16 protein-coding genes and 1 pseudogene are annotated in these 21542 nt (G+C 46.6%); 12 read left to right on the top strand and 5 right to left on the bottom strand.

The annotated features are described in order from the left end of the window. Nucleotides 1-36 precede the first annotated feature (36 nt). Nucleotides 37-1014 carry a TAXI family TRAP transporter solute-binding subunit gene (locus AMICO_RS09190; protein WP_013049181.1) on the bottom strand — a complete coding sequence of 326 codons (978 nt, stop codon included), beginning with the start codon at nucleotides 1012-1014 and terminating at the stop codon, nucleotides 37-39. 275 nt (nucleotides 1015-1289) lie between these two features. Here AMICO_RS09190 and AMICO_RS09195 point away from each other — a divergent pair, with 275 nt between their 5' ends. Next, nucleotides 1290-2186: a MurR/RpiR family transcriptional regulator gene (locus tag AMICO_RS09195; protein ID WP_013049182.1), complete on the top strand. Its 897-nt coding sequence runs from the start codon at nucleotides 1290-1292 to the stop codon at nucleotides 2184-2186. Nucleotides 2187-2237: 51 nt separating this feature from the next. Here the strand turns inward: AMICO_RS09195 and AMICO_RS09200 are convergent, their stop codons facing one another. Beyond that, entirely contained in the window at nucleotides 2238-5354 is a 3117-nt protein-coding gene (locus AMICO_RS09200) for an ATP-binding protein (RefSeq protein ID WP_013049183.1), read from the bottom strand. Further along, nucleotides 5342-6652, bottom strand: coding sequence for a metallophosphoesterase family protein (locus tag AMICO_RS09205; RefSeq protein WP_013049184.1), 1311 nt, complete (start codon nucleotides 6650-6652; stop codon nucleotides 5342-5344). Before AMICO_RS09205 ends, AMICO_RS09200 begins: the two co-directional genes overlap by 13 nt. Nucleotides 6653-6687: 35 nt before the next feature. Between AMICO_RS09205 and AMICO_RS09210 the strand changes: the two genes are divergently transcribed. Both AMICO_RS09210 and AMICO_RS10330 read left to right on the top strand, forming a co-directional pair. After that, nucleotides 6688-7929 (top strand): ArsB/NhaD family transporter, encoded by a 1242-nt coding sequence (locus AMICO_RS09210; RefSeq protein ID WP_013049185.1) that lies wholly within the window; start codon nucleotides 6688-6690, stop codon nucleotides 7927-7929. Between the two features lie 449 nt (nucleotides 7930-8378). Continuing rightward, a pseudogene (locus AMICO_RS10330) lies at nucleotides 8379-8804 on the top strand (DUF2284 domain-containing protein); the annotation flags it as partial. Nucleotides 8805-8837: 33 nt separating this feature from the next. Here AMICO_RS10330 and AMICO_RS09225 read toward each other — a convergent pair. Continuing rightward, on the bottom strand, nucleotides 8838-10022 hold the full coding sequence (locus AMICO_RS09225) for an MFS transporter (protein WP_013049187.1): 1185 nt from the start codon (nucleotides 10020-10022) through the stop codon (nucleotides 8838-8840). A 122-nt stretch (nucleotides 10023-10144) separates the two neighbouring features. Between AMICO_RS09225 and AMICO_RS09230 the strand changes: the two genes are divergently transcribed. The 9 genes from AMICO_RS09230 (at nucleotide 10145) to nudC (ending at nucleotide 20312) form a co-directional block, all read left to right on the top strand. After that, nucleotides 10145-10660 (top strand): transcription repressor NadR, encoded by a 516-nt coding sequence (locus tag AMICO_RS09230; protein ID WP_013049188.1) that lies wholly within the window; start codon nucleotides 10145-10147, stop codon nucleotides 10658-10660. A gap of 56 nt (nucleotides 10661-10716) precedes the next feature. After that, nucleotides 10717-11727: a PTS sugar transporter subunit IIC gene (locus tag AMICO_RS09235; protein WP_013049189.1), complete on the top strand. Its 1011-nt coding sequence runs from the start codon at nucleotides 10717-10719 to the stop codon at nucleotides 11725-11727. A 174-nt stretch (nucleotides 11728-11901) separates the two neighbouring features. After that, a complete protein-coding gene (locus AMICO_RS09240; protein WP_013049190.1) occupies nucleotides 11902-13539 on the top strand; it encodes a sensor domain-containing diguanylate cyclase in 1638 nt (545 codons plus the stop codon). Between the two features lie 62 nt (nucleotides 13540-13601). Beyond that, nucleotides 13602-14960, top strand: a complete 1359-nt coding sequence (locus AMICO_RS09245) for an MATE family efflux transporter (protein WP_013049191.1) — start codon at nucleotides 13602-13604, stop codon at nucleotides 14958-14960. Beyond that, the gene (locus AMICO_RS09250; protein ID WP_013049192.1) at nucleotides 14957-15409 is read left to right on the top strand and encodes a MarR family winged helix-turn-helix transcriptional regulator; all 453 of its coding nucleotides are present in this window, start codon (nucleotides 14957-14959) and stop codon (nucleotides 15407-15409) included. Before AMICO_RS09245 ends, AMICO_RS09250 begins: the two co-directional genes overlap by 4 nt. Before the next feature lie 25 nt (nucleotides 15410-15434). Beyond that, nucleotides 15435-17003, top strand: a complete 1569-nt coding sequence (locus AMICO_RS09255) for a glucan biosynthesis protein G (RefSeq protein WP_148211363.1) — start codon at nucleotides 15435-15437, stop codon at nucleotides 17001-17003. A gap of 22 nt (nucleotides 17004-17025) precedes the next feature. Then, entirely contained in the window at nucleotides 17026-17364 is a 339-nt protein-coding gene (locus AMICO_RS09260; protein WP_013049194.1) for a hypothetical protein, read from the top strand. A gap of 19 nt (nucleotides 17365-17383) precedes the next feature. Continuing rightward, entirely contained in the window at nucleotides 17384-19480 is a 2097-nt protein-coding gene (gene mdoH, locus AMICO_RS09265; RefSeq protein WP_013049195.1) for a glucans biosynthesis glucosyltransferase MdoH, read from the top strand. A gap of 34 nt (nucleotides 19481-19514) precedes the next feature. Beyond that, nucleotides 19515-20312, top strand: coding sequence for an NAD(+) diphosphatase (gene nudC / locus AMICO_RS09270; RefSeq protein ID WP_013049196.1), 798 nt, complete (start codon nucleotides 19515-19517; stop codon nucleotides 20310-20312). On the opposite strand, the gene AMICO_RS09995 is transcribed toward nudC, so the two are convergent. Further along, nucleotides 20276-21475 carry an HD-GYP domain-containing protein gene (locus AMICO_RS09995; protein WP_013049197.1) on the bottom strand — a complete coding sequence of 400 codons (1200 nt, stop codon included), beginning with the start codon at nucleotides 21473-21475 and terminating at the stop codon, nucleotides 20276-20278. The genes nudC and AMICO_RS09995 overlap by 37 nt on opposite strands. Nucleotides 21476-21542: the final 67 nt, after the last annotated feature.

The following is a 21542-nucleotide window of genomic DNA, read 5'->3' on the forward strand; positions in this document are numbered from 1 at the left end:
CAAGGGCATACCCCTCTCTTCTAATCGTTTTTTCGCTTATTTAACAACCCACTTGCTTACATCTACGCCTTTTTCTTCATAATATTTTGCGGCACCGGCATGAAGAGGAATAGACATAGCGCTTAGCGCAGTTTCAAAACTGATCATTTTACCCTGAACGTGAGAGTCTGCAACGACATCAAGATGGTCGAAGAAAGCCTTTGTTATCTGATAGATAGTGTCTTCAGGAAGGTCTTCGCGAGCGACAAACAGTGCGGGGCTTGCTACAGCCGCTACATCTTCATCAACACCGCGGTACGTTCCTGCAGGGATATTGATCATTGCGAGATAGGAGCGCTCTTTCAAAAATTCATTCATTATGTCTGCATCAAGGGTAAGAAGCTGGATGTCAAGGGTTGTAGAAGCATCAACAACCGCTGATGTGGGAATGCCTGAGCCTATTACCGCACAATCGATAAGGCGGTCTTTCAGGGCTGTAATGGCTTCGCCAAAGTTGAGGAACTGAGGAGAGAATTTATCGTAATCCAGTCCGTGAGCCTCAAGAACCATTTTTGCCGTCCGTTCTGTTCCGCTTCCAGGAGCCCCAACAGCAACCTTCTTGCCGGCAAGATCCTTGGCGGTTTTCAGATTAGACCCCTTTAATACGACAAACTGGAAAATTTCAGGATAAAGACAGGCAATACCTCGAATATTCTCCACGGGCTCATTTTCAAATGGGGGCTGGCCGCTGTATCCTCCAAAACTGGTGTTTGAAGCACCCATCATAAGCTCTACCTTGCCTTCGCGGATCATTTTCAGATTCGCCACGGAAGCGCCGGTTGACTCTGCTGTAACCTCGATGCCAGGCACGTATTTTGTGATGATAGATGCGATTGCCGAACCGATAGGATAATACGTCCCCGCTGTTCCTCCTGTAGCGAAAGAGTAGCGCTCTACCGCCATAGCTGATACAGAAATCCCTAAAACCAGTACTAGTGTTAGAAAAACCACAAAACCTCTTGCATATTTTCGCATGCTTTTTCCCCCTTCATTTAGAGTATGGATTAATAAACTCCTAAAATTACAGAGACAAAACCCTTGGCCTTCGATTGACCAACGGAACTTTGAGCAGTTTTTTCCACCTATAGGGACTTATCTATCTTTTGATATTTATGGATATCAAAGATTTTAAAAGTGATATATTGAATTTCAGAATATACTCACTATAATTTTAAGGGGAGAGAATGTCAACTGAGGATACAGAGAATGTGTAAATGTATACATTATGCCTTCTAGAAAGGAGGGACAGAATGCACAATAGAAAACAGGATGTTTCTATTGAAAAAAAAAGCAGTGAAAAAGACCTCTTTGAACATATGAGAGAAACGAGCCTTAAGTTGCCCTCACAACAAAAAAACGTTTGCGATTATATCCTCGCCCATTACCAACAGGCAGCCTTTATGAAAGTGGAAGAAGTAGCCCTGGCCACAAAAACAAGTAATGCCACTGTGATACGGACTGCGGGAAGCCTCGGTTTTAAAAGCTATACGGAGATGAAAGAAGAGATTCAGCATGTTCTTACCTCTACAACTCCTCCTCCTCTCGATCGTTTGCGGAAAAACATAGCTGGAGACTCCGGTTTAAACGTTCTCGATCACGTTATTAAAGAAAATATTCAAAGCTTACAGACACTCTACAGTCAGCATTTGGCCGAAAGTTTTCCTCGAGCAATCCAAATCCTTCAAAATGCTTCCAGAATCTACATTCTGGGACTTCGTTCAACTCGGGGGCTCGCAGTGTACCTTCACGCCCTTTTGCACCAACTGTTTAAAGATATTTATCTTGCCGACGGTTCCGGATCAGACAATCTTTTTGATGAACTTTATGACATGACTGAAGATGACGTATTTATCGCCTTAATGGCCGGGAGTCCCCACTATACGAAACGAACTATCAATGCCGTAAAATATGTCCGCAGCCGCTCAATACCCGTTATATTGATAACTAACAATCTTTCGAATGTCGCGGCACCGCTGGCTTCTGCCGTACTACTCGCCCCGCAGAACACGAATCACTACTCTACAGTAACGCTCCTAACCATTATCGATGCCCTGGTATTCCAGCTGGGACAGCTTAAAGCAGACGACGCAAGGCCTAAACTTGAGCAATTAGGCGGCCTTTTAGTAAAAAATGATATTTCCGTATAGAGAACAGATGAGGGAAACGACCCTCTGAGAAGAGGCCTTTTCCCTCGCTGCTCACGGTTGGACAGAAAAAATTTTGCCGTTTTTCATCTCATATGTTGAAAATTTATGCGCCATGCCATCCCTTGCCTCGAGGAACACATCTTCTATATCCCTTCTGCACGAGAAGAGGAGGATCTGCCCTCTTGACGCTACATCAAGAACAACCCTGGCCGCCCCAATCTGGCGCCTCTCATCAAAGCGAACAAAAACATCATCGAGTATGAGGGGAAGGGGCTCCATTCTCTTTCCATAAAGCTCTGCCAGGGCCAGACGGATAGAAAGATATACCTGGTCAGCGAGGCCGCTGCTCCAGACATCTTCCTTTTTGCGAAGGAATCCCGACTTTTCTTCAAGCTCTACTGAAAACCCCCCTTCTTCCGATGCTGTAGAGATAAGGGAGTACCGTCCTTCTGTCATAAGTTCAAGGAAATCCCCCGCCTTTTTAAAGACTTCAGGCTGTCGCTCCTGTTCATGTTTTTGACGGGTCTGCTCGAGAACGCAGCGGCATGCCACCACGGCGAGCCATTCTTTAAGAGCGAGCCTAAGCTCTTCTTCCAGCTTCTCCCGTTCTAAAAACAATGCGCTTAATTCCTTGTCTTTTTCCAGTTCATCAATGCGGGTTTTCAAATGACCGCGCTCTTCATTCAGCTCCTCCAGTTGCTGGGAAAGAAGCTGCTCCTGCTCTTTACTCTCACCTATGAGGATTTGCGACTCTGCTGGTGTTCTTTTAGGGAGCTCCTCCAAAACTTTTGTGAGATTCTCGTTTCCGCCAGCTATGGCAAGAAGAGAGAGCCTGTGGTTTTCAATGATCTTTTTCAGGTCGTTACAGCGCTGCCATCTCTCACCCAGCTCTAAAAAAGACGGCTCATCGTGAACCTTCGCCTGCTCAAACAATTCCTTTTTTAGCGTTCTGCTTTCATTCCATGCCTTATGGGCTCTTTCGTATATCTCCTCGTTCCGTTTTTTCTCTCGTTGGATCATGGTTATCTGGTTCCACTGCTCCTCTGCTTCTTCAAGGCGGGATGTGAGAATATCGATAGGAGAGACGAGACTAAGCTTGCTCCATGGACCTAAAGACAGTGAGCGGAAAAGAGAATGGATTTCCTCCTCCTTAGCTGATATATACTCCTGAGAAGAGGAGAGCTGCTTTTCCATATCCCTTATCTGAGCAAGCCGGCCGCGAAGCTGTTTGACCAGGCTTTCAAATTCTGTCCAATGTTCTACTTTCAATGAAGCGGAGAATCCTTTCTCCTCTACAAAGCTTTTCCACTCTGCATCAGTTTGATCTAAAAGCTTTTTTATACTGTTGAGGGAGCTTTCGCAATCTTCGAGTTTCCTTTGGCGGCGACCCAGTTCTTCCTCCGCATCCCTTTGGGACTGAAGAGCCTGGTCGTACTCACGAATACCGTCAATACAGTCATCGATATACATTTCTGCTTTCTCCAGCTCAAGATAATCCTTCGGGCACTCTATCGCCAGGCCTTCCACTGTATGGCTAAGCTCTTCCTCTGTTTCTACAAGATTTTTTCTTAGGCGGCAAAGAAGCTCTTCTTTTTCATTGAAGAACTTCCTTTTCTGGAAAAAATCCACGATTATAAAACCTAAGCTTGCAGCTATGGCTGTTATCCCTGTCTTCAAAAAGAATATGTCTCCTGTCCTGTAGCCCGCTCCAAGAAAAGCTAAACCTAAAGTTCCTGCTGCTGCCCCTCCCCACTGCAACTCTTTTTTCTGCCGGAAAAGGTCAAGATTCATTTCATTTTCTTTTATCTGATTTTGAATCTGATGCCAACGGGTGAAGAATTGGCGTAACGATCCGCACTTCTCTCTCAATGTCTGAACTGACAGTGGGGAGACATTTCGTTCCATCTTCTCAACATGCTCTTTTCGTGTTTTAAGCAGGGACCTTGCTTCGTCTCTGGCTTTTCGGGCCTGCTCGCAAGTTTCATTACGTATGACATGCTGATTGCGAAAATCTTCTTTCTGCTTTTCTAAATCCCCTGCTTTTTGGGAAACGCCAAAAGACAAATCAAGGGATTCCAGGTCATCAATAGTCCATGACTGATGGATTTCCCGTACCTCACGGTCAAGACGCTGTTTCATCGACAGAATATCTAAACTGAGATTCTGAATGATTTCTTCTTCTTTTTCGATGCGATTTCGATTCTGAGCCAGTGCCCGAATGGCGCCTTTCTGTTCAAGGACCTTCTGAATAGAGGGAATATGGAAGGCCTGAAGCTGCTTGTCTAAGTTTCGGCATTGGAAGACCAGTTCCTCAAGTTCTCTTTCTCTAGCCCCTTCTTCCTCATGAATTTTTTTGAATCGCAGAAGACCTTCGTCTGGGAAAAAGAGAACTTCACCAATCTCTTCAAGCTTTCTCTGTGCTTCCGTCATTTCCACCCAGGGAGACCTGGCCTTTTCAACCCATTCCATCAAGGAAAGATCGTAACGGATGGCTTCTAAGTTTTTTCGCGCCGATTCTATCTGATGACCTGTCTTTTCCAATTCTTCTTTCTTTTGCAGATACTCGTCTTTTTGTTGCTGGAGAAGTTTTATTTGTTCTTTTGTCTCCTGTATTTTTTTTAGGAAAACATTGATCTCCGCAGATGACCTGGCCCCGCCCTGAATTCTGTAAAGGGCCTTTTCCTGATTGGAAAGGGAAGCAAGGAATGTGGGAAGAGATGCTGTACCCAGTCCGGCGCCTGCAGAAAAAAAACGACTTTGTATTCCTCGATCATTGAGAGGACGTATCTTTTGCATATCCTCGAGACCTACGGAGAAGATACGCTCATACATTTCCCGATCCACATATCCCAGAAGATCCTCAAGGCTTGTTCCATTCCGCGCACCTGAAAAAGTTGAGTTTCTGCCGTTCATGACCAGGCTAAACCGTTCGCCCTTGAGGGATTCAATAATTAAACTTCCCTTTTGCTTTCCTCCGTGGGGAGGGGCATATAGATTACGGCTGGAACGTCCGTCAGGGCACCCAAAGAGGCTATATCGCAAAAAGCTCATCAGGGTTGTCTTACCGCTCTCGTTATCTCCAAGGATAAGAGACAGACCTGCAGGAAAATGTCCTTCCATGTTCTCGAGGAGACCAAAACTACGGATTTTGAACTCTATGAAACGCATGGGTCATTCTCCCCCTTAAGCAGCCCGTCCAATCCCTTTATAGCGGCTTTTTCAAGAATTTGAGCAATGTCTTCCCTTTCCAGGGTTTGCAGGTAGGGCTCCAGGTCGCCGCGCCTCCATTTCCCATTCCCCAAGCCCTCATCCATAAGTGCAAAAAGTGTTTCATTGTCGTGTATCTGAGATCGGACGGTATCCATCTCTCTGAGAAAGTCCCCCACAAAGGTCTGGGTCTTCCGAAGGTTTTCTATGGCATAATCAGGACAGGTTTTATTCTGGATGGCCTCAATCCATACAAAGTCGGACAAGGCCTCTTCCTCCCTATTGAGTTCCCTTATCAAGGTTTCCATGAATTCATCCCGGCCTAATCGCCTGTAAAGACTCGTATTTCCCGTCAATGTCACACGAAGCATAATGCCCCTGCCCTCCGCTTCCTTACGGTATTTTCCCCTAAGGTTTTCGAGGGCATCCATGAGAACCTGCTCTTCCTCCACAGAGGAAATATCAAGGGTTTCTTCCCACCAGCGAATTTTATCTGTAGGATAGAAAATCGGAGAGATGAAGCCCTGTGCCGATACCGTCACAAGGTAGCATCCGCGAGGGCCCGTTTCCCTTACACTCCTCCCCTGAATTGTTCCCGGGTAGACCACTAGTGGATTTTCACATGATAGAATCATGGGGCGATGGATATGCCCCAAAGCCCAGTAATCCACAGAAGAATCCCGAAGATCTTCAATAGAACATGGGGCATAATTCTCGTGGCCCTCCATGCCCCCTACATTGCAGTGAAGAAGGGCGACATTAAATCCCTTCCTGCTTTCAAGGGCTTTTGCCATTTGAATGGCGACATTGCCCCTTTCATCCCCAGTGGGGTAACTATATCCTGCTATGTGGCCGATAAGGGCATTATTTTTTCCGTATAAGGGACGGACCTCTACCTCACCCTTAAATTGGAAAACCCTCTCTGGGAGACTTAATTTTGCCCGATCTCCAGAAAGGGGGTCATGGTTCCCATGAACCATATACACGAATATTCCAGCCTGGCTTAAACGAAGAAGCTGCCGCCTAAGGGCAAGTTGGGCACTGAGGCTTCTATCAGCGCTATCATACAGATCTCCGGAAAGGAGCACAAAATCCACTCGCTCCCGCAGTGCCAGGTCAACTACTCTTTCAAAGGATTTAAAGACCGCATCCTGCAGCATGCCCGCAATTGCCGGCGAATAAGAACGTACCCCCCGAAAGGGACTGTCCAGGTGCAGGTCTGCACAGTGAAGAAACGCAAAATCCCGCTGAAGGCCCATTCCACTGCCCTCCTTCTTCTGTTAGACTTTTATTTATGATGACAACAATATTTCTAGGAAAGGGACTTGTTTATATTATTTTCATTCTCGTCTATCTTGGCATGATCGTCGGACGATTTCCATCATTGGCTCTCGACCGAACCGGCATCGTGCTGCTTGGAACCATTATATTGCTTATTGCAAGTCCTTTCCCCCCAGAGATCCTTTTCCAGGCTGTGGATATCTCCACAGTAATGCTTCTTTTTGGCTTTATGATTATTTCCGCTCAATTACGGCTAGGGGGATTTTATACAATAATAACCCAAAGGGCAGCAAACCTCGAAGGTCCCCCTCAAAAGCTTTTGGCCGTGGTTATTATCGTCTCAAGCGCTCTTTCCGCCCTTCTTTCCAATGACATCATATGCCTTGCCATGACCCCTGTCTTAGGAGAAATCTGCATCAAGAAGGGACTAAATCCTCTTCCTTTCTTACTCTCCCTGGCCTGTGCCGCAAATATAGGATCGGCATTGACCCTTATCGGCAATCCTCAAAACATGCTTATCGGTCAAAGCCTTCTTCTTCCCTTTGGACCCTATATGCTTTTCGCCCTCATACCAGTGGTTGTATCTCTTTTTGTTCTCTGGGGCATAGTCTGTTTCCTGTATAGACAACATTGGCATGAAACCCTTCCTCTGCCGCAGAAGGTAAACCTTCCTTTCCTGGGCTGGCAGACTGCAAAGGGGATTCTTGTTCTGTCTGTTGTGGTCGTCCTTTTTCTTTTCGCCCCTCTGCCCCGTGACATGGTAGCGCTAGGTGCCGCGGCTATTCTGTTAACAAGCCGTACCATGGCCTCTCGCAAGGCCCTTAACCTTGTAGACTGGCAACTGATCGTTCTGTTCATAGGTCTCTTTATTATAAACGGTGCTTTCGCAAAAAGTGGAGGACTCGCAGCCATAGAAAAAGGCCTGCACATGGCAGGGATCTCTCTCCAGCACGGAAGCTGGCTTTTCTGGATATCGGCCATCCTTTCTAATGTGGTTTCTAATGTTCCCGCCGTCATGCTGCTTCTTCCGCTCTCAAAGATCCCCCTGGCAGGACCGATCCTGGCATTAAGCAGCACCTTCGCAGGAAATCTCATCGTCGTAGGGAGTATCGCCAACATTATTGTGATCAATGGGGCCAGGGATCTGGGACTCGCTATTTCATGGAGGGACCACGCTCGTATTGGCATACCTGTTACTTTAACATCTCTTCTTATTTCATGGATTTGGATTTTTGCTGGAGGGCCCCTATGGTAACAATTTGTTTGGGAACAGTTGCTCCTTCCCGCTACTCTATAGGTAAAGATGTTATTGCCAGGCAGCTGCGAGAAGAGGGGTATTGCCTTATAGATCTGGGGGGAAACATCACTGTCCAAACCCTGGAAGAAGCCTTTTCTCGAAAAACCTTTAGCCTTCTAGCCCTTTCCTGTCCTGAAGAGGAATGTTTAAATGAGCTGAACTTTCTTATATCCTGGGCCGTTAAACAATCCATTCCCGTCCTTATAGGCGGAAGGGCTGTTAATGTTCATGACGTCGCAGCCTTGCGTTCCGCGTTGAAAGCCCCTTTTCTCTATTACAGCTGCAATGTCACCGATCTTCTGCCGGTTGTTCAAAAAGCGCTGAAGCTCGAGCCCCCGGCCATGCCCCTCCATGGTAAAGGAAAACCCTTCTTTCTTTTCGAGGAAGAAAAGGCTCTCGCTGAAGAGATGGGGCTATGGATCTTAGAAGGAAACAGGGACCATGTGGTTATTCATGAAAGAACCCGACAATGGTGCGGCGAGTGCCCTGGCAACATAAACCGCACATGTCCTATGAGCAGCGGCTATTTTGTCCAGAGATCCATACAAGAAAGCCGACTCTTTGTAGAAAAATTCCGCCGCCTGTTCCTTATCGGCCTTCCAGTGCTGAAGAGAGAAGAACGAGAAGTGGAAAGAAAGGGGAGAATAGCCATATGGCTGGCCATGAAAAAGCTTGAAGGAGCTTTTTCAAAACGTTTTTCACAGGCTGTCATGTTCAAACTGCCCATTCAGTGTCCTCTCTGCCCGCCTGAGGACTGCATCATGCCCCTGGCCAGATGCCGCCGGCCCCAGGATCAGTTTCCCATGCACGAAGAATATAATATAGACATGATGGAAACGGCCCGCGTTATTGCCGGGGACAGAAGATCAATGGAGATGTATGCCCTTCTTCTGGCCGATCCTTTTCCAAAGGAAAAAGTAAACCAGGATAGATGCCCCGAAAGCAAAGAGAGAAAAGCCCCTGAACGCCCACGAGATTCCTGCCAAGGCTGATGCATATCCAATATAGACCGGCAGAAGGGTCCAGCTGATATCCATGGAAAAATACACCATGGATGATGCCCTCCCTCTGAATCGCTCAGGAATCATATCTCCAATAAGGGCGAGGTGAGTGGGATATCCGTACCCAACTGCAGCGCCGTAGAGGAAACCAAAGAAGGCGATCATGAAATTCGAAGCGGCGAAGGAAGCGCCGAAAAGGGCCAGTCCCATGGCCCCAAAGGATGGAGCTGCTATGACCGTTCGCGGTACCCTCTCATAAAGCCCACTGCCAAAGAGCCTGATAATAATCGCTCCGATGGAAATAGCCACCATATAGACTGATGGGTTGAGACCTCTGCCAATGGCAAGACTTGATACATAGGCAATGGACGCATCCGTAAGTCCCAGGAAAACACAGGAAATCAGAAGAAATTTTATGGGCGTTTCCTTGAAAAGAGCCGCATAAGAAGTTTTTTGAGTTTTGTTCGAAGAAAAATCCTGCTGGACAGGGGGGAGAAGAAAGGCCATGGACATTGCCCAAAGGGATGCCGCGGAAGCCATGAGCAGATAGGGAAGGTCCCAGCCCCGGTTAATAAAAAGTTCAGCCAGAGGAATAATGGTAAAAGCTGTCATTACCCCCCCAATACTTGTAATAGCAAAGGCAGAACCTCGTATTCGCTCTGGAATGACAAGGGATTGGTAGGTTGTTGTGGAGACTACAAAAACACTGAAACCGCCTCCCATAAAAAGACGAATAGTATAGAGGATTCCAGGCGTATGGTCGGTAAAAGCCAACAAAAGGGCGGAAACAACGCAGATACTCGAGGCCCCAACCATGGTTCTCCGTATTCCGAAACGGTCTATAAACCACCCCGCGGTGGGACGGCATAGTGTAGCGGCAAGATAAAAAGCGCTGATGATCCAGCCAATGCGCTGAGGCTCCAGACCGGCCTTTTTCAAAAAAGGCGGCAACATGAAAAAAGTATGAGAATAAGAAAAAATAGCAAAGTAGGTAAGGAGTATAAGAATAATCCGCTTTCTCCACGATGCGAGCTCCGATCCACAGAACAATTAAATCGCCCCCTTGATGCATTCACATTAAGACCCTCCGCATTCTTTGTAAAGCCCCTTCTGCGAAGAATGTTGCCAATAGGCTATAATATCTGAGTTGACCCATAGGGGAGGAATAAAAAGTGAAGGGACCTGAACGGAGAAAGAGAATTTCTAACATTCTCAATACAAGTCAATCAGCAGTGAAGGGAAACGAGCTTGCGGAAACCTTCAATGTGAGCCGGCAGGTGATTGTTCAGGATATAGCCCTGTTGCGGGCAGAAGGGCATAACATTATAGCAACGCCCCAAGGATATATGATGCTTTCACCACACCAACCCTCCTCACTAAGATCAATTATGTGCAATCATACTGGAATCAAAGAGATGAAAGAAGAACTTGATATTATGGTGGATAATGGAGCCACTGTTATTGATGTCATGGTAGAACATCCCGTATATGGCGAGATAATAGGCAACCTCATGCTCCGAAACCATGAGGACGTGGAAGAGTTCATTGAAAAGGTTATTCAGACAAAGGCGGAACCTTTATCAATCCTGACAAGAGGCGCCCATTTTCACACATTGGAAGTACCTAATGATGCAACGTTTCAAAAGATAATCGCGGCTTTAAAGAAAAAAGGGTACTTGATGGATTGAGTTAAAACCTATATACTCCTTTACAAGTGACAAGACACTTGTAAAGGAGTTGTTCCATGTTGAGCAATAAAAATCTTCGTTCCTACGCTATCAATGTTTTTAATGGAATGGCACTGGGTTTGTTTGCTTCTCTCATTATTGGGCTTATCCTCAAACAGTTAGGCGCTTTTCTTTCTATTCCCATTCTTGAGCACTTCGGTAAAATAGCACAACTTCTTATGGCTCCAGCTATAGGGGCGGGCGTCGCTCTTAGCGTCAAATCACCGCCATTGGGGGTATTTGCTGCCTCAATTGCTGCAGCAATAGGGGCCGGATCTATCAACTTTACAGACAACGGGGCTATTCTAACTATAGGAGAACCCATGGGAGCCTTGGTGGGGAGCCTTGTGGGAGCAGAAGTCACCAAGCTCATCGCTGGGAAAACGAAGGTGGATATCGTTCTTGTCCCCGCCGCAACAATCCTCGCCGGGGGGCTGGCGGGATATTTGACCGGGCCATGGATTGCTCAGGGAATGAATTTTTTGGGAGCCCTCATCAACACGGCAACGCGCCTCCATCCATTTCCTATGGGAATTCTGGTTTCTGTACTCATGGGCATTATTCTTACCCTTCCCATTAGCAGTGCCGCTCTCGCCATAGCCCTGGGGCTCAACGGCCTTGCCGCCGGAGCTGCCACTGTAGGCTGCTGCTGTCAGATGATTGGATTTGCCGCCCAGAGCTACAAGGATAATGGTGTGGGAGGACTTATCTCCCAGGGGCTAGGTACATCCATGATTCAAATTCCCAACATTATCCGCAATCCATGGATATGGGTTCCTCCCACCCTTGCTTCCGCCATTCTCGGACCAGTAGCCACTATGGTCTTTAAGATGGAAAACAATAAGGTGGGCGCGGGAATGGGAACAAGCGGACTGGTTGGACAATTTGGAACCATAGCAACCATGGGAGGCTCCGGATGGGTGGGAATCGTGACCCTTCACTTTCTACTCCCTGCTCTCCTCAGCACTCTTTTTTGTCTTATTCTGCTGAAGGTTAAAAAGATCCGCCCCGGCGACATGAGGTTATAAAGAACACATACAAGGGGATTCCATCTACCAGGGGAATCCCCTTTTTTATAAAATATATTCAAGCCGCAAAAAGATTTACCCCCCCTTCCCATACCTTTTAATTTCATGTATTATTTTTAATAATTTATCATTTTCTTAAAAGAGCAATATTCTTCCTTTCAGGAGTGTGATTCTTTGCCCAATTATACAAATAGCAACCTCTCCACAGAAATGAGAGGGAACATCTTGCGTCGCTCTCTATGGATACTGCCTATTCTCCTAGCAACGATATGGCTCATGGGGCGCTTCTATTCTATGGAAATCGCCCAAGAGCAGGAGCTGCTCGAGAGTCTGGAATACCAAAGCAGCCTCTCACGCCTTGAAATTGCTCGCCAACGCATGGATACCGTCCTTAGCGATCTGTTCTTTTTAAACCACGTAGCAAGCTATGTATGGGTTGACGGCGTATTATCACCTCATGAGCAAGGATATATTGAAAATTTTTTTCGCTCTTTCATCGAAAACAAGGTCTATTATGACCAAATCCGCATTATCGACATGTTTGGACAGGAGTTCATCCATATTGAAAAAAGGGATGGAAGCTCTGTCATTGTGCCTCCGCATAAAAGGGATAAAAGTTCAGAGGAACATTGCTTCAATCACTCTATCAAACTGGAAAGAAACCAGGTGTACCTCTCTCCTCTTAATCCTCATCTGAACTATGAAGAGATGGAAGGTTCCTTAAAGCCCCTGCTCCATATAGCAACTCCTATTTTTGCAGGAAACAATACTAAGATCGGTGTTTTGATCATCAACTATCTGGCTCGTGATCTGTTAGATACCCTTTATTCCTCTTCTGCCATGGGAAATATTATGCTCCTCAACAAAGACGGTTTCTGGCTGGAAAGTTCGAACCAGGAAATAGAAAAAGAGATACAGACTCAAAAGAACCGAACCAGGAATTTCTTTACCCTTTACCCCGAGGAAGCAAAAACGATTTACTCCCAGAAACAGGGGCAGGTCAAATCATCAGATGGTCTTTTTACCTTTGTCACCATAGGCCCCCTTGACTCCATGGCTCTTACACAGGAAGCCCGTGATTATGAATGGAAGATTGTTTCAATGATCCCTGCTTCTATGCTGGAATGGCGTGAAGAGGCCATAAAAAACCGCTTCAGAACCCTTTTAGGCATTGTCGTTCTGATTCTCTCTGTTGCGATCTTTCTTTTTATAGTTGAATACGAACGCCGGCAAAAAATACATGTTCACTTAAAAGAGAAGACCCTTGAGCTCGAAAGGGTCAACATGGCCCTTAACGCCATGGTTAAAAAAACAGAACGGGATGCCATGATAGATCCACTGACAGAACTTTGGAACCGCCGGTATATGATTAAGCGCCTTCACGAGGAGGATGCCCGCATTCAGCATACCCAAGGGAGCGCCTCCATCGCCGTCATTGACCTTGGCAATTTTAAAAAGATTAATGATACCTATGGTCATGCCAGAGGGGACAGAGCCCTTGTGCAAATAGCCGCTATACTCAGAGAAGGGTTACGGCAGACAGATTACGTAGCCCGCACAGGGGGAGACGAATTTCTCATCTATTTTGCAGATCTTTCCTTAACAAAGGCAAAAAAGATTATGGAACGTCTCTATAACCGCATTATGCAGCATAGGTTTGCCGGGGCAAATTCACCTATTTTCGCTGATTATGGTATCGCCCATTGTCCTTCTGACGCAGACAGCCTTGAAGAAACCGTCAAAGTAGCAGATTCGAGGATGTACGCGTTCAAGGTCAACCGAAAGAAACATACGGCCGACACCGGAAAATAGTTGCATATGCAACGAATATCTTCTATACTAATCTCTCGTTTTATAAACATGGAGGGATGAGTATGGATCGGCGTGAATTACTTGCAAAAGAACGGGTGGGACGGCTGCTTTGGCGGCTCTCCGTCCCCGCGGTTATAGGGATGTTGGTTCAGGCATCCTACAATATAGTCGATGCTATTTTTATAGGCCGGGGTGTGGGGCCTCTTGGCCTTGCGGGAACGACTATTGTTTTTCCCATTCAATTATTGGCCTCATCTCTTGCCGTTACCATTGGGGTAGGAGGCGCTTCCATTATTTCCCGCAGCCTTGGGGCCAAAAAATATGAAAAGGCGAACAGGGCTCTTGGAAACATGGTCTTTCTCTCGTTAATATTCAGCACCACCATTCTCATTACGGGTTCCCTTGCTCAACAGCGTCTCCTTCGTCTTTTTGGCGCGAGTCCTACTATCCTTCCTTACGCTGAAGAATATTTACAGGTCATTTTGATGGGCCTGCCCTTTGTGGGATTTGGCATGTCATTGAACCACGCGGCCCGGTCAGAAGGCAATGCCAGGGTTGCCATGATCAGTATGATCATATCTGCTGTCATGAACATGATATTAGATCCTATCTTCATCTTTGTGCTTAATATGGGCATTCGCGGGGCTGCCATAGCCACCGTGATCTCTCAGATAGCCATGGCCTGCTGGATGGGTTACTATTTTCTGTTATCCGGAAACAGCTTTCTTGTACTTGCCCTTCGCTATGGACAACCCCAATTGGAATACATTAAAGAGATTCTCTCTGTAGGGGCAGCGGAATTTGTACGCATGGCCTCAGGGAGTATGATCATAGTCTTTATCAATAACAGCCTTATCCATTACGGCAGTGATATTTCAGTAGCTGTATATGGCATATTGCATCGGGCACTCTCTTTTTCTTTTCTGCCCATTGTGGGAGTTTCCCAGGGATTACAGCCCATACTTGGCTTCAACTATGGGGCAGGACGGTACGACCGCGCTCGAGATGTCGCGCGCCTTGCAATTATAGCCGCATCATGCATTGCCTTTTGTGCCTTTATGGTCGGGATGTTCTTCCCGGAAAAAGTTGTCAGGCTTTTCACTACAGATCTTCTTCTCATCAAAGAAGCAAGTGCTTCTTTGCGTATTGTGATCACGGCTTACTTTCTTGTGGGATTCCAAATTACAGGTTCGTCCATGTTTCAGGCCCTCGGAAAGGGCAGGGCTTCCCTTATTTTGTCTTTGACCAGACAGGTTATTTTCTTTCTTCCCTGCGTGGTTATTCTGCCGCGATTTTTCCTTTTAAAGGGCATATGGCTAGCCTTCCCCACTGCGGATGCTCTTGCCTTTCTTGTTACGGTAACTCTTGTTTCCCGACAATTAGGAGCTCTTAAAATGGAAAGGAGTGAACAAAACCAATGACCCAGCAACCCCATATCGGCCGGTGGATCTCATGTTTATACAGGCAAATGCAATGTCTTTTCGATCGGGCATTTCAACCTCTCGGTCTTGGCTGTGGTAATTACTCTTTTTTGCTGATGCTGCGCCGCTGTGACGGCCAAACACAGGAAGAGCTGAGCAATGAACTGGGTTTTGACAAGGGAACTACAGCAAGATCTCTAAAAAAGCTGGAACGCCTTGGATATATTCAAAGAAAACGAAGTAAAATTGATGGCAGAGCGAATCTCGTTTTTCTTACTCTTCAGGGTAAAAATGTGATACCATTCGTTGAGCAAATTTTAGAGGACTTAATGTCCAAAATTCTAGAGGGCATGTCGAAGGAAGAAAAAGAAATGACTTACTCTCTGATCAACAAAATGGCATTAAATGCCCTTTATCTTAAGCAGGTTGAAGGAGATCGAACACCATAACAGTTCGAACAAGGGGTGACGTTACATGTTCCTGAGGAGATTTTTGTCTCACCCAAAGAGATATCTCGTATCACTGACACTTCTCATCAACATTCTTACCGTTCCTATACCTCTTTTTTGCGCCGTTCAGGAAGAGGTTGGACTTGCCTTCGTAAACCACAAGGCAGAAGGCCTGGCTTTAAGGCCTTTTGAAGATCCCAGGGGCTCCGTACCTAAACTCCTCATGGAATTAAGCTATGATCAGTGGCGCGATATTCGGTTCCGCCCTGAAAAGGCCCTTTGGAAAGAGGAGAAACTTCCTTTTTCCCTTCAATTTTTCCATCTTGGCATGTTTTATGACCGGGCAGTCCAAATTAATATCGTAGATAAAGGAAAGGCTGTACAGTTTCCTTTTTCTACAGACCTGTTCGATTACGGTCAGAATCAAATAGATCTTAAAAAGCTTCCGCCAAATCTTGGGTTCGCTGGTTTTAGAATACATTTTCCTATCAACAGGCCAGGCTATGATGATGAAGTGGCTGTTTTTCTTGGCGCCAGCTACTTCAGGGCTGTGGCAAAGAATCAGCAATACGGCCTCTCTGCCAGGGGAATGGCTATTGACACTGCCTCTCCTACCGGAGAAGAGTTTCCCTGGTTCAAGGAATTCTGGCTTGTGAAACCAACATCCCGCTCTTCGTCTTTAATCGTCTACGCCCTGCTTGATAGCCCAAGCTGCACAGGGGCCTATAAATTTACCATCACGCCGGGAGAAGAGACGCAAATGGATGTTACATGCAACATTTTCAAGCGTAAGGATATGAACAAAATAGGTATCGCTCCTTCCACAAGCATGTTCTTCTACGGAGAAACCGAAAATGGCCGGCCTGGGGATTTCAGACCCGAGGTGCATGACTCCGACGGCCTTTTAATGGAAACCAACGGGGGGAAATGGATTTGGCGTCCTCTTGCAAACCCCTCCCGCTTGCTCATAAGCCGGTATAAAGACGTTGACGTAAAGGGCTTCGGTCTGATGCAAAGAGACTTGAACTTTGATCACTATCTCGACCTTGAAGCACGTTATGAAAAGCGTCCAAGCTTGTGGATTACCCCCCAGAACGATTGGGGGGAAGGGCATGTGGAGCTTGTTGAAATACCTTCTGATAGCGAGATAAACGACAATATCGTAGCCTATTGGGTTCCCGAACCCAACGGGAAGCTCTCTTTCGCCTACAGCATGAAATGGCTTACTCCCCACATGGATAAAGACAAGCCTGCCCGAGCTGCCCATACCCGCCTCGTCACAGAAAAAGAAGAAGGGGTCTATCGTTTTATTATTGACTTCGAAGGCAAAGAGCTTAATGCCATACCGGCCGAAACCGGCTTGGCCAGCGACATCACCGTGGAAGGAGATGCCTTTCTTATAGAACGGCAACTTCTGAAAAACCCTGCGACAACAGGATGGAGGCTCAGTTTCAAAATAGCTGTCCCTGTAGAAAAGCTGAAGAGTATCGTTCCTGACCGAAAACCTATAGTAAAACTTACAGCCTTCCTTAAAAAAGGTGAAAACATACCTGAGCCCCTCACTGAAATATGGACCTATGATTTTAGGCCTTAGGTAGGAAAGGGTGAGAGACTGAATGGAAAGTTGGCAAGTGGTAAGAGACCGCATTCTTCTTTATGTACGCGCCATGGATCTTCCGCCTTTTAAAGGGCTGGAATTAGCGTTAGATGCCCTCAAACAATCAGAGGCATCAAGTATAGAGGAAGCTATGGATGCTCTTGAAAGCTGCATCGTGAAACAAAAGATCGACCTTGGCGTGCGAAATGCGAAAGGGGAGCATATTTCTTCAGTCCCCCCCATGACCAGAGGCACAATGGTATCGAAAAACTTTGATCGCACTCCCTGGCTCACGGCTTTAAACAAATTTATTCTGCGATGGGCCCGGAATCTTTTCGGTCCGTCGCGATCCCGCTAAAAAACGAGGCACATCTATTATGACCACAAAGCCTGTTGAATTAAAATGGACTCGAGCCGCCAGCTGGAGAAGGATTTTGCTTTTAGCCTGTATTCTTCTCCCCACCATCATGGCAACCCGATACATGGCAGGAATTCTTCCTTATAAAGGAACTACTTTTGTAGAAGCTGCTCTTGTGACGGTCTTTGGCATTCTTTTCGCCTGGATTTCTATTGGATTCTGGACAGCCATGCTCGGTTTCTTTGTATTAATCCGCCAGAAAGACCCCTTTTCATTTTCACAGGCACTGAAGGGAAAACCCCTCCATATCGAAGATCCTGACGCTCTTACCGCCATTCTTGTTCCCATTTACAATGAAGATGTAAACCGGGTCATGGCAGGAGTGCGGACAACCCTTCAGGAACTGAGAAAGACAAAGCTCGACCACATGTTCCGCATTTTCATTCTTAGCGATACTACAGACCCGGACATCTGGATTCATGAGGAAACTGCATGGCATGAGGTCTGCCGTGAAGAAAACGCCTTCGGTTCGATTTTTTACCGCCACCGCAAGAGCAATGTGAAAAGGAAAAGCGGCAATGTAGCAGATTTTTGCCGACGATGGGGAAAAAGCTACCGCTACATGATCGTCTTCGACGCCGATAGTATCATGGCGGGAGAAACCCTTGTCCGAATGGTACAGGCCATGGAGCTTTATTCTAATGTGGGGATACTTCAAACACCGCCTTCTGCTGTTAAACGACATTCCCTCATCTCTAGAGTGCAACAATTCGCCAACAGGGTCTATGGCCCTGTCTTTGCCGCTGGACTTCATTTCTGGCTTCTTGGCGATGCTCAGTACTGGGGGCACAATGCTATCATAAGGGTCGTGCCATTTATGGAACATTGCCAGCTCCCCCGGTTACCTGGAAAGGGGCCCTTGGGGGGAGAGATCTTGAGCCATGACTTCGTAGAAGCTGCTCTTATGCGCCGGGCAGGATTTGGCGTCTGGCTCGCCTATGACCTAAAAGGAAGTTATGAGGAAACACCACCCACCCTGCTTGATGAACTTAAACGCGACCGCCGTTGGTGTCAGGGGAATTTGCAACACCTCAGGCTTATCTTTACCCATGGTTTCTTCCCCGTTCACAGAGCGCTTTTTATAAATGGCGTCATGTCATACGGCTCTGCCCTGCTATGGCTTGTCTTTTTGATCTTAAGCTCTATTGAGGCTGTAGCAGAGGTAATCATTGAACCGAAATATTTCCCTTCAGCTGGGGTGTCCCTCTTTCCTCAATGGCCGGTCTGGTATCCCCAGTGGGCTATTACGCTCTTAGGTTCCACTGCTATAGTTCTCTTTCTGCCTAAATTTCTCAGCGTTGCCTACATTGTTTTTCACGAGAAAAAAGCCCACCTCTATGGAGGGACTTTTCATCTCTGGGCCAGTATGATTTTGGAGACCCTTACTTCTACCCTTCTTGCTCCTATCCGCATGGCATTCCATAGCCGTTTTGTTATTATGACTCTGGCCGGACGGACCACAGGCTGGGGAACACAAACCCGTTCCGATCGAGGCACCACCTGGAATGACGCTTTTCAATATCACATTGATCAAACTCTTGTTGCTTTGCTTTGGGGAAGCATTCTGTATATCTTCAATCCCTCTTTCTTCTGGTGGATGTCGCCTATCCTGGGACCAATGGCCATATCCATCCCTATTTCGGCCCTGACCAGCCGTGTTTCCATGGGGCTAAGGGCTCAGAAGGCCCGTTTGCTCATCACACCGGAAGAAACGGATGAACCAAGGGAGCTCCGTAAGATTGACCAAAATGCGGAAAAGCCATCGTCGTACTTTCCTCTTCCCCTTCCGCTGGAAAAGGGATTTGTACGGGCAGTAGTGGATCCAAAGGTTCTTGACCTCCATACGTCTCTGATTCTTCGCCATCGCATAGCAGCCCCTTCTATCCGCAAACGACGGGAAGACCTCCAGGCAAAGGCGCTGGAGAAAGGACCAGAGGAACTCACATCCAAAGAGAAAATGGAATTATTGAATGACCCTGAACAGCTGCGGGAACTTCACTGTAAAGTCTGGCGCATACCTACGTGGGAAAACGCGGCTCGGTGGGGCATAAAATAAAAGAAGACATTTCAAGAAAGGAAGAGCAGCAACAATGAATGATGAAAACAAGTCGTTCCTATTTATATTTCAGAAGGATAGGGTTCTTGTAAAAAAGAACTCTTTCTTCTCTATACCGACCTTTTCTGAAGGCTGCGATTTCACCCTTCCCTTCATTCGTCAGGGAGATGTTGGCATCCCAAAAGGGAATGGACACCATTGGGCAGAAGTTCCAGAGGGCATACAGGCCCCTCAATCCATGGATTTTGTTCCCTTGAGGGGGCTTTATGAAGGAGTAGGAGAAGAGCTTTTTGCCGTGGCAGGGCAGGCTTTTCAAATAATGTACTGGTATCGGACAACTCGCTTCTGCAGTTGTTGCGGCGCCCCCTTGCAGAAACATAAGGTGGACCGTGCCATGGAATGTCCGGCCTGCAATTTTCTAATCTACCCGAGGATATCACCAGTTATTGCGGTAGCAGTGGAAAAAGAGGGGAAGCTCCTCCTCGCCCGAAGCCCCCACTTTCCTCCCAGACGCTATAGCATTTTAGCTGGTTTTGTTGAACCCGGAGAGAAGCTTGAAGAAGCCGTTGCCCGTGAAGTTATGGAAGAAGTTGGTCTGGAGATAGAGCATATTCAATATTTTGGAAGCCAGCCCTGGGCCTTCCCCCACTCCCTCATGATGGGATTTACCGCTCAATGGAAATCTGGCGTCATTCATATTGATGGCAAGGAAATAGAGGATGCTGGCTGGTATACTCCCGAAACGCTGCCTTCCACGCCAACAAAAGCAAGTATTTCCGGTTGCCTTATCTTAAATTATTTAGAGAGATCAAAGGGTTTATCAAAACCTTGAATGGGTAGGGAATCCTTGCGTTTTCCTATGTGATCAAGAGCGATATGAATAAATATATGAGGGTTTTCAGAAAGGTCAACGATAGCATGTTCCTCATATTTGTTTCCCTCTTCGTCTGTTTTAAGAAGCACTCTCGGTTTTGCGGCGTTCTTCTCTCCGGAAGTCAGCACCATTCCAACTCGATTATCTGACAGCTGAACCATGGTTCCCGGCGGGTACATGCCAACAGCGTCAAGAAAGGCCGCTACAATAGTTTTATCAAACTGAGACTCTGCTTCTTCAAGAATAATTGAAACGGCCTTGTGCAAAGGAACTGACCCTTTATAAACACGAACTGTGGTAAGGGCGTCGAATACATCGGCGACAGCCGCAATTCTGGCGGCAAGGGGTATTTCTTCGGCCTTCAGCCCGTAAGGATACCCTGTACCATCCATTCTCTCATGATGAGACTCGATAACAGCAAGAATATTCTCGTTCTTTATGTCAAGCTGCCGGGCTATTTGGGCACCATAGACCGGATGTTTTTTTACTTCCTTGAACTCTTTTTCAGACAAACGGCCAGGTTTGTTCAAAATAGAAAGAGGCAATCTGGCCTTGCCAAGATCATGAAGAAGGCCTCCCGTTGTCACCGCCTTAACCAGTTCTCTGTTTTCAGGGAAAAGGCGGTAGGCTAGAAACCCGCCAAGAAGTGCTACATTAAAAGAATGGACAAAGGTATAATGGTCCTGTTCCCTCACGTTGCCAAGGGAAAGAAGAATGCGTGGATTGCGAATAATACACTGAGCTAAGAGCTTTCCTACCCGCAAAAGAGGAACAAAATACATTTTGGAAGATTCGCCGGCGGCAATGGCAGTAAAAATCTGTTCAACTTCACGAACAGTGTGAAGGGCTAACACTGAATCTGTTGGATCTGAAGGAATCCGGAGGCTTTCGAGAACCTCAAGCACTTCTCCAAGGGCAAAATCCACGCTTTCTTTTACGGTCACATAAGAAATGCCTTGATACTCAAGAGTCGCAGCAAAGGAAAAACGGGAATCGCCCATTTTTGAAAGATTCTTCCCTTTAGGAACTAATAAAGCTCCCCTGGGGGAAAGTACATCTTCAACTATTACACCAGAACAGCAAGGAATATCCCATACCGGGATACGTTGTGCTACGATCATTTCCCATCCTCCGCTTTGAATATTGCGTCATGTCGCCATGTATTTAAAGTATATTAAGTTATTTTTT

It is taken from the genome of Aminobacterium colombiense DSM 12261 (assembly GCF_000025885.1).
Lineage (GTDB): Bacteria > Synergistota > Synergistia > Synergistales > Aminobacteriaceae > Aminobacterium > Aminobacterium colombiense.

Bases quoted from the DNA above. Each gene is read 5' to 3' on its own strand.
- AMICO_RS09255 (WP_148211363.1), top strand. From the start codon at position 15,435: ATGTTCCTGAGGAGATTTTTGTCTCACCCAAAGAGATATCTCGTATCA.
- nudC (WP_013049196.1), top strand. From the start codon at position 19,515: ATGAATGATGAAAACAAGTCGTTCCTATTTATATTTCAGAAGGATAGG.
- AMICO_RS09210 (WP_013049185.1), top strand. From the start codon at position 6,688: ATGATGACAACAATATTTCTAGGAAAGGGACTTGTTTATATTATTTTC.
- AMICO_RS09195 (WP_013049182.1), top strand. From the start codon at position 1,290: ATGCACAATAGAAAACAGGATGTTTCTATTGAAAAAAAAAGCAGTGAA.
- AMICO_RS09995 (WP_013049197.1), bottom strand. From the start codon at position 21,475: ATGATCGTAGCACAACGTATCCCGGTATGGGATATTCCTTGCTGTTCT.
- AMICO_RS09235 (WP_013049189.1), top strand. From the start codon at position 10,717: ATGTTGAGCAATAAAAATCTTCGTTCCTACGCTATCAATGTTTTTAAT.
- mdoH (WP_013049195.1), top strand. From the start codon at position 17,384: ATGACCACAAAGCCTGTTGAATTAAAATGGACTCGAGCCGCCAGCTGG.
- AMICO_RS09260 (WP_013049194.1), top strand. From the start codon at position 17,026: ATGGAAAGTTGGCAAGTGGTAAGAGACCGCATTCTTCTTTATGTACGC.
- AMICO_RS09190 (WP_013049181.1), bottom strand. From the start codon at position 1,014: ATGCGAAAATATGCAAGAGGTTTTGTGGTTTTTCTAACACTAGTACTG.
- AMICO_RS09205 (WP_013049184.1), bottom strand. From the start codon at position 6,652: ATGGGCCTTCAGCGGGATTTTGCGTTTCTTCACTGTGCAGACCTGCAC.
- AMICO_RS09250 (WP_013049192.1), top strand. From the start codon at position 14,957: ATGACCCAGCAACCCCATATCGGCCGGTGGATCTCATGTTTATACAGG.
- AMICO_RS09245 (WP_013049191.1), top strand. From the start codon at position 13,602: ATGGATCGGCGTGAATTACTTGCAAAAGAACGGGTGGGACGGCTGCTT.
- AMICO_RS09200 (WP_013049183.1), bottom strand. From the start codon at position 5,354: ATGCGTTTCATAGAGTTCAAAATCCGTAGTTTTGGTCTCCTCGAGAAC.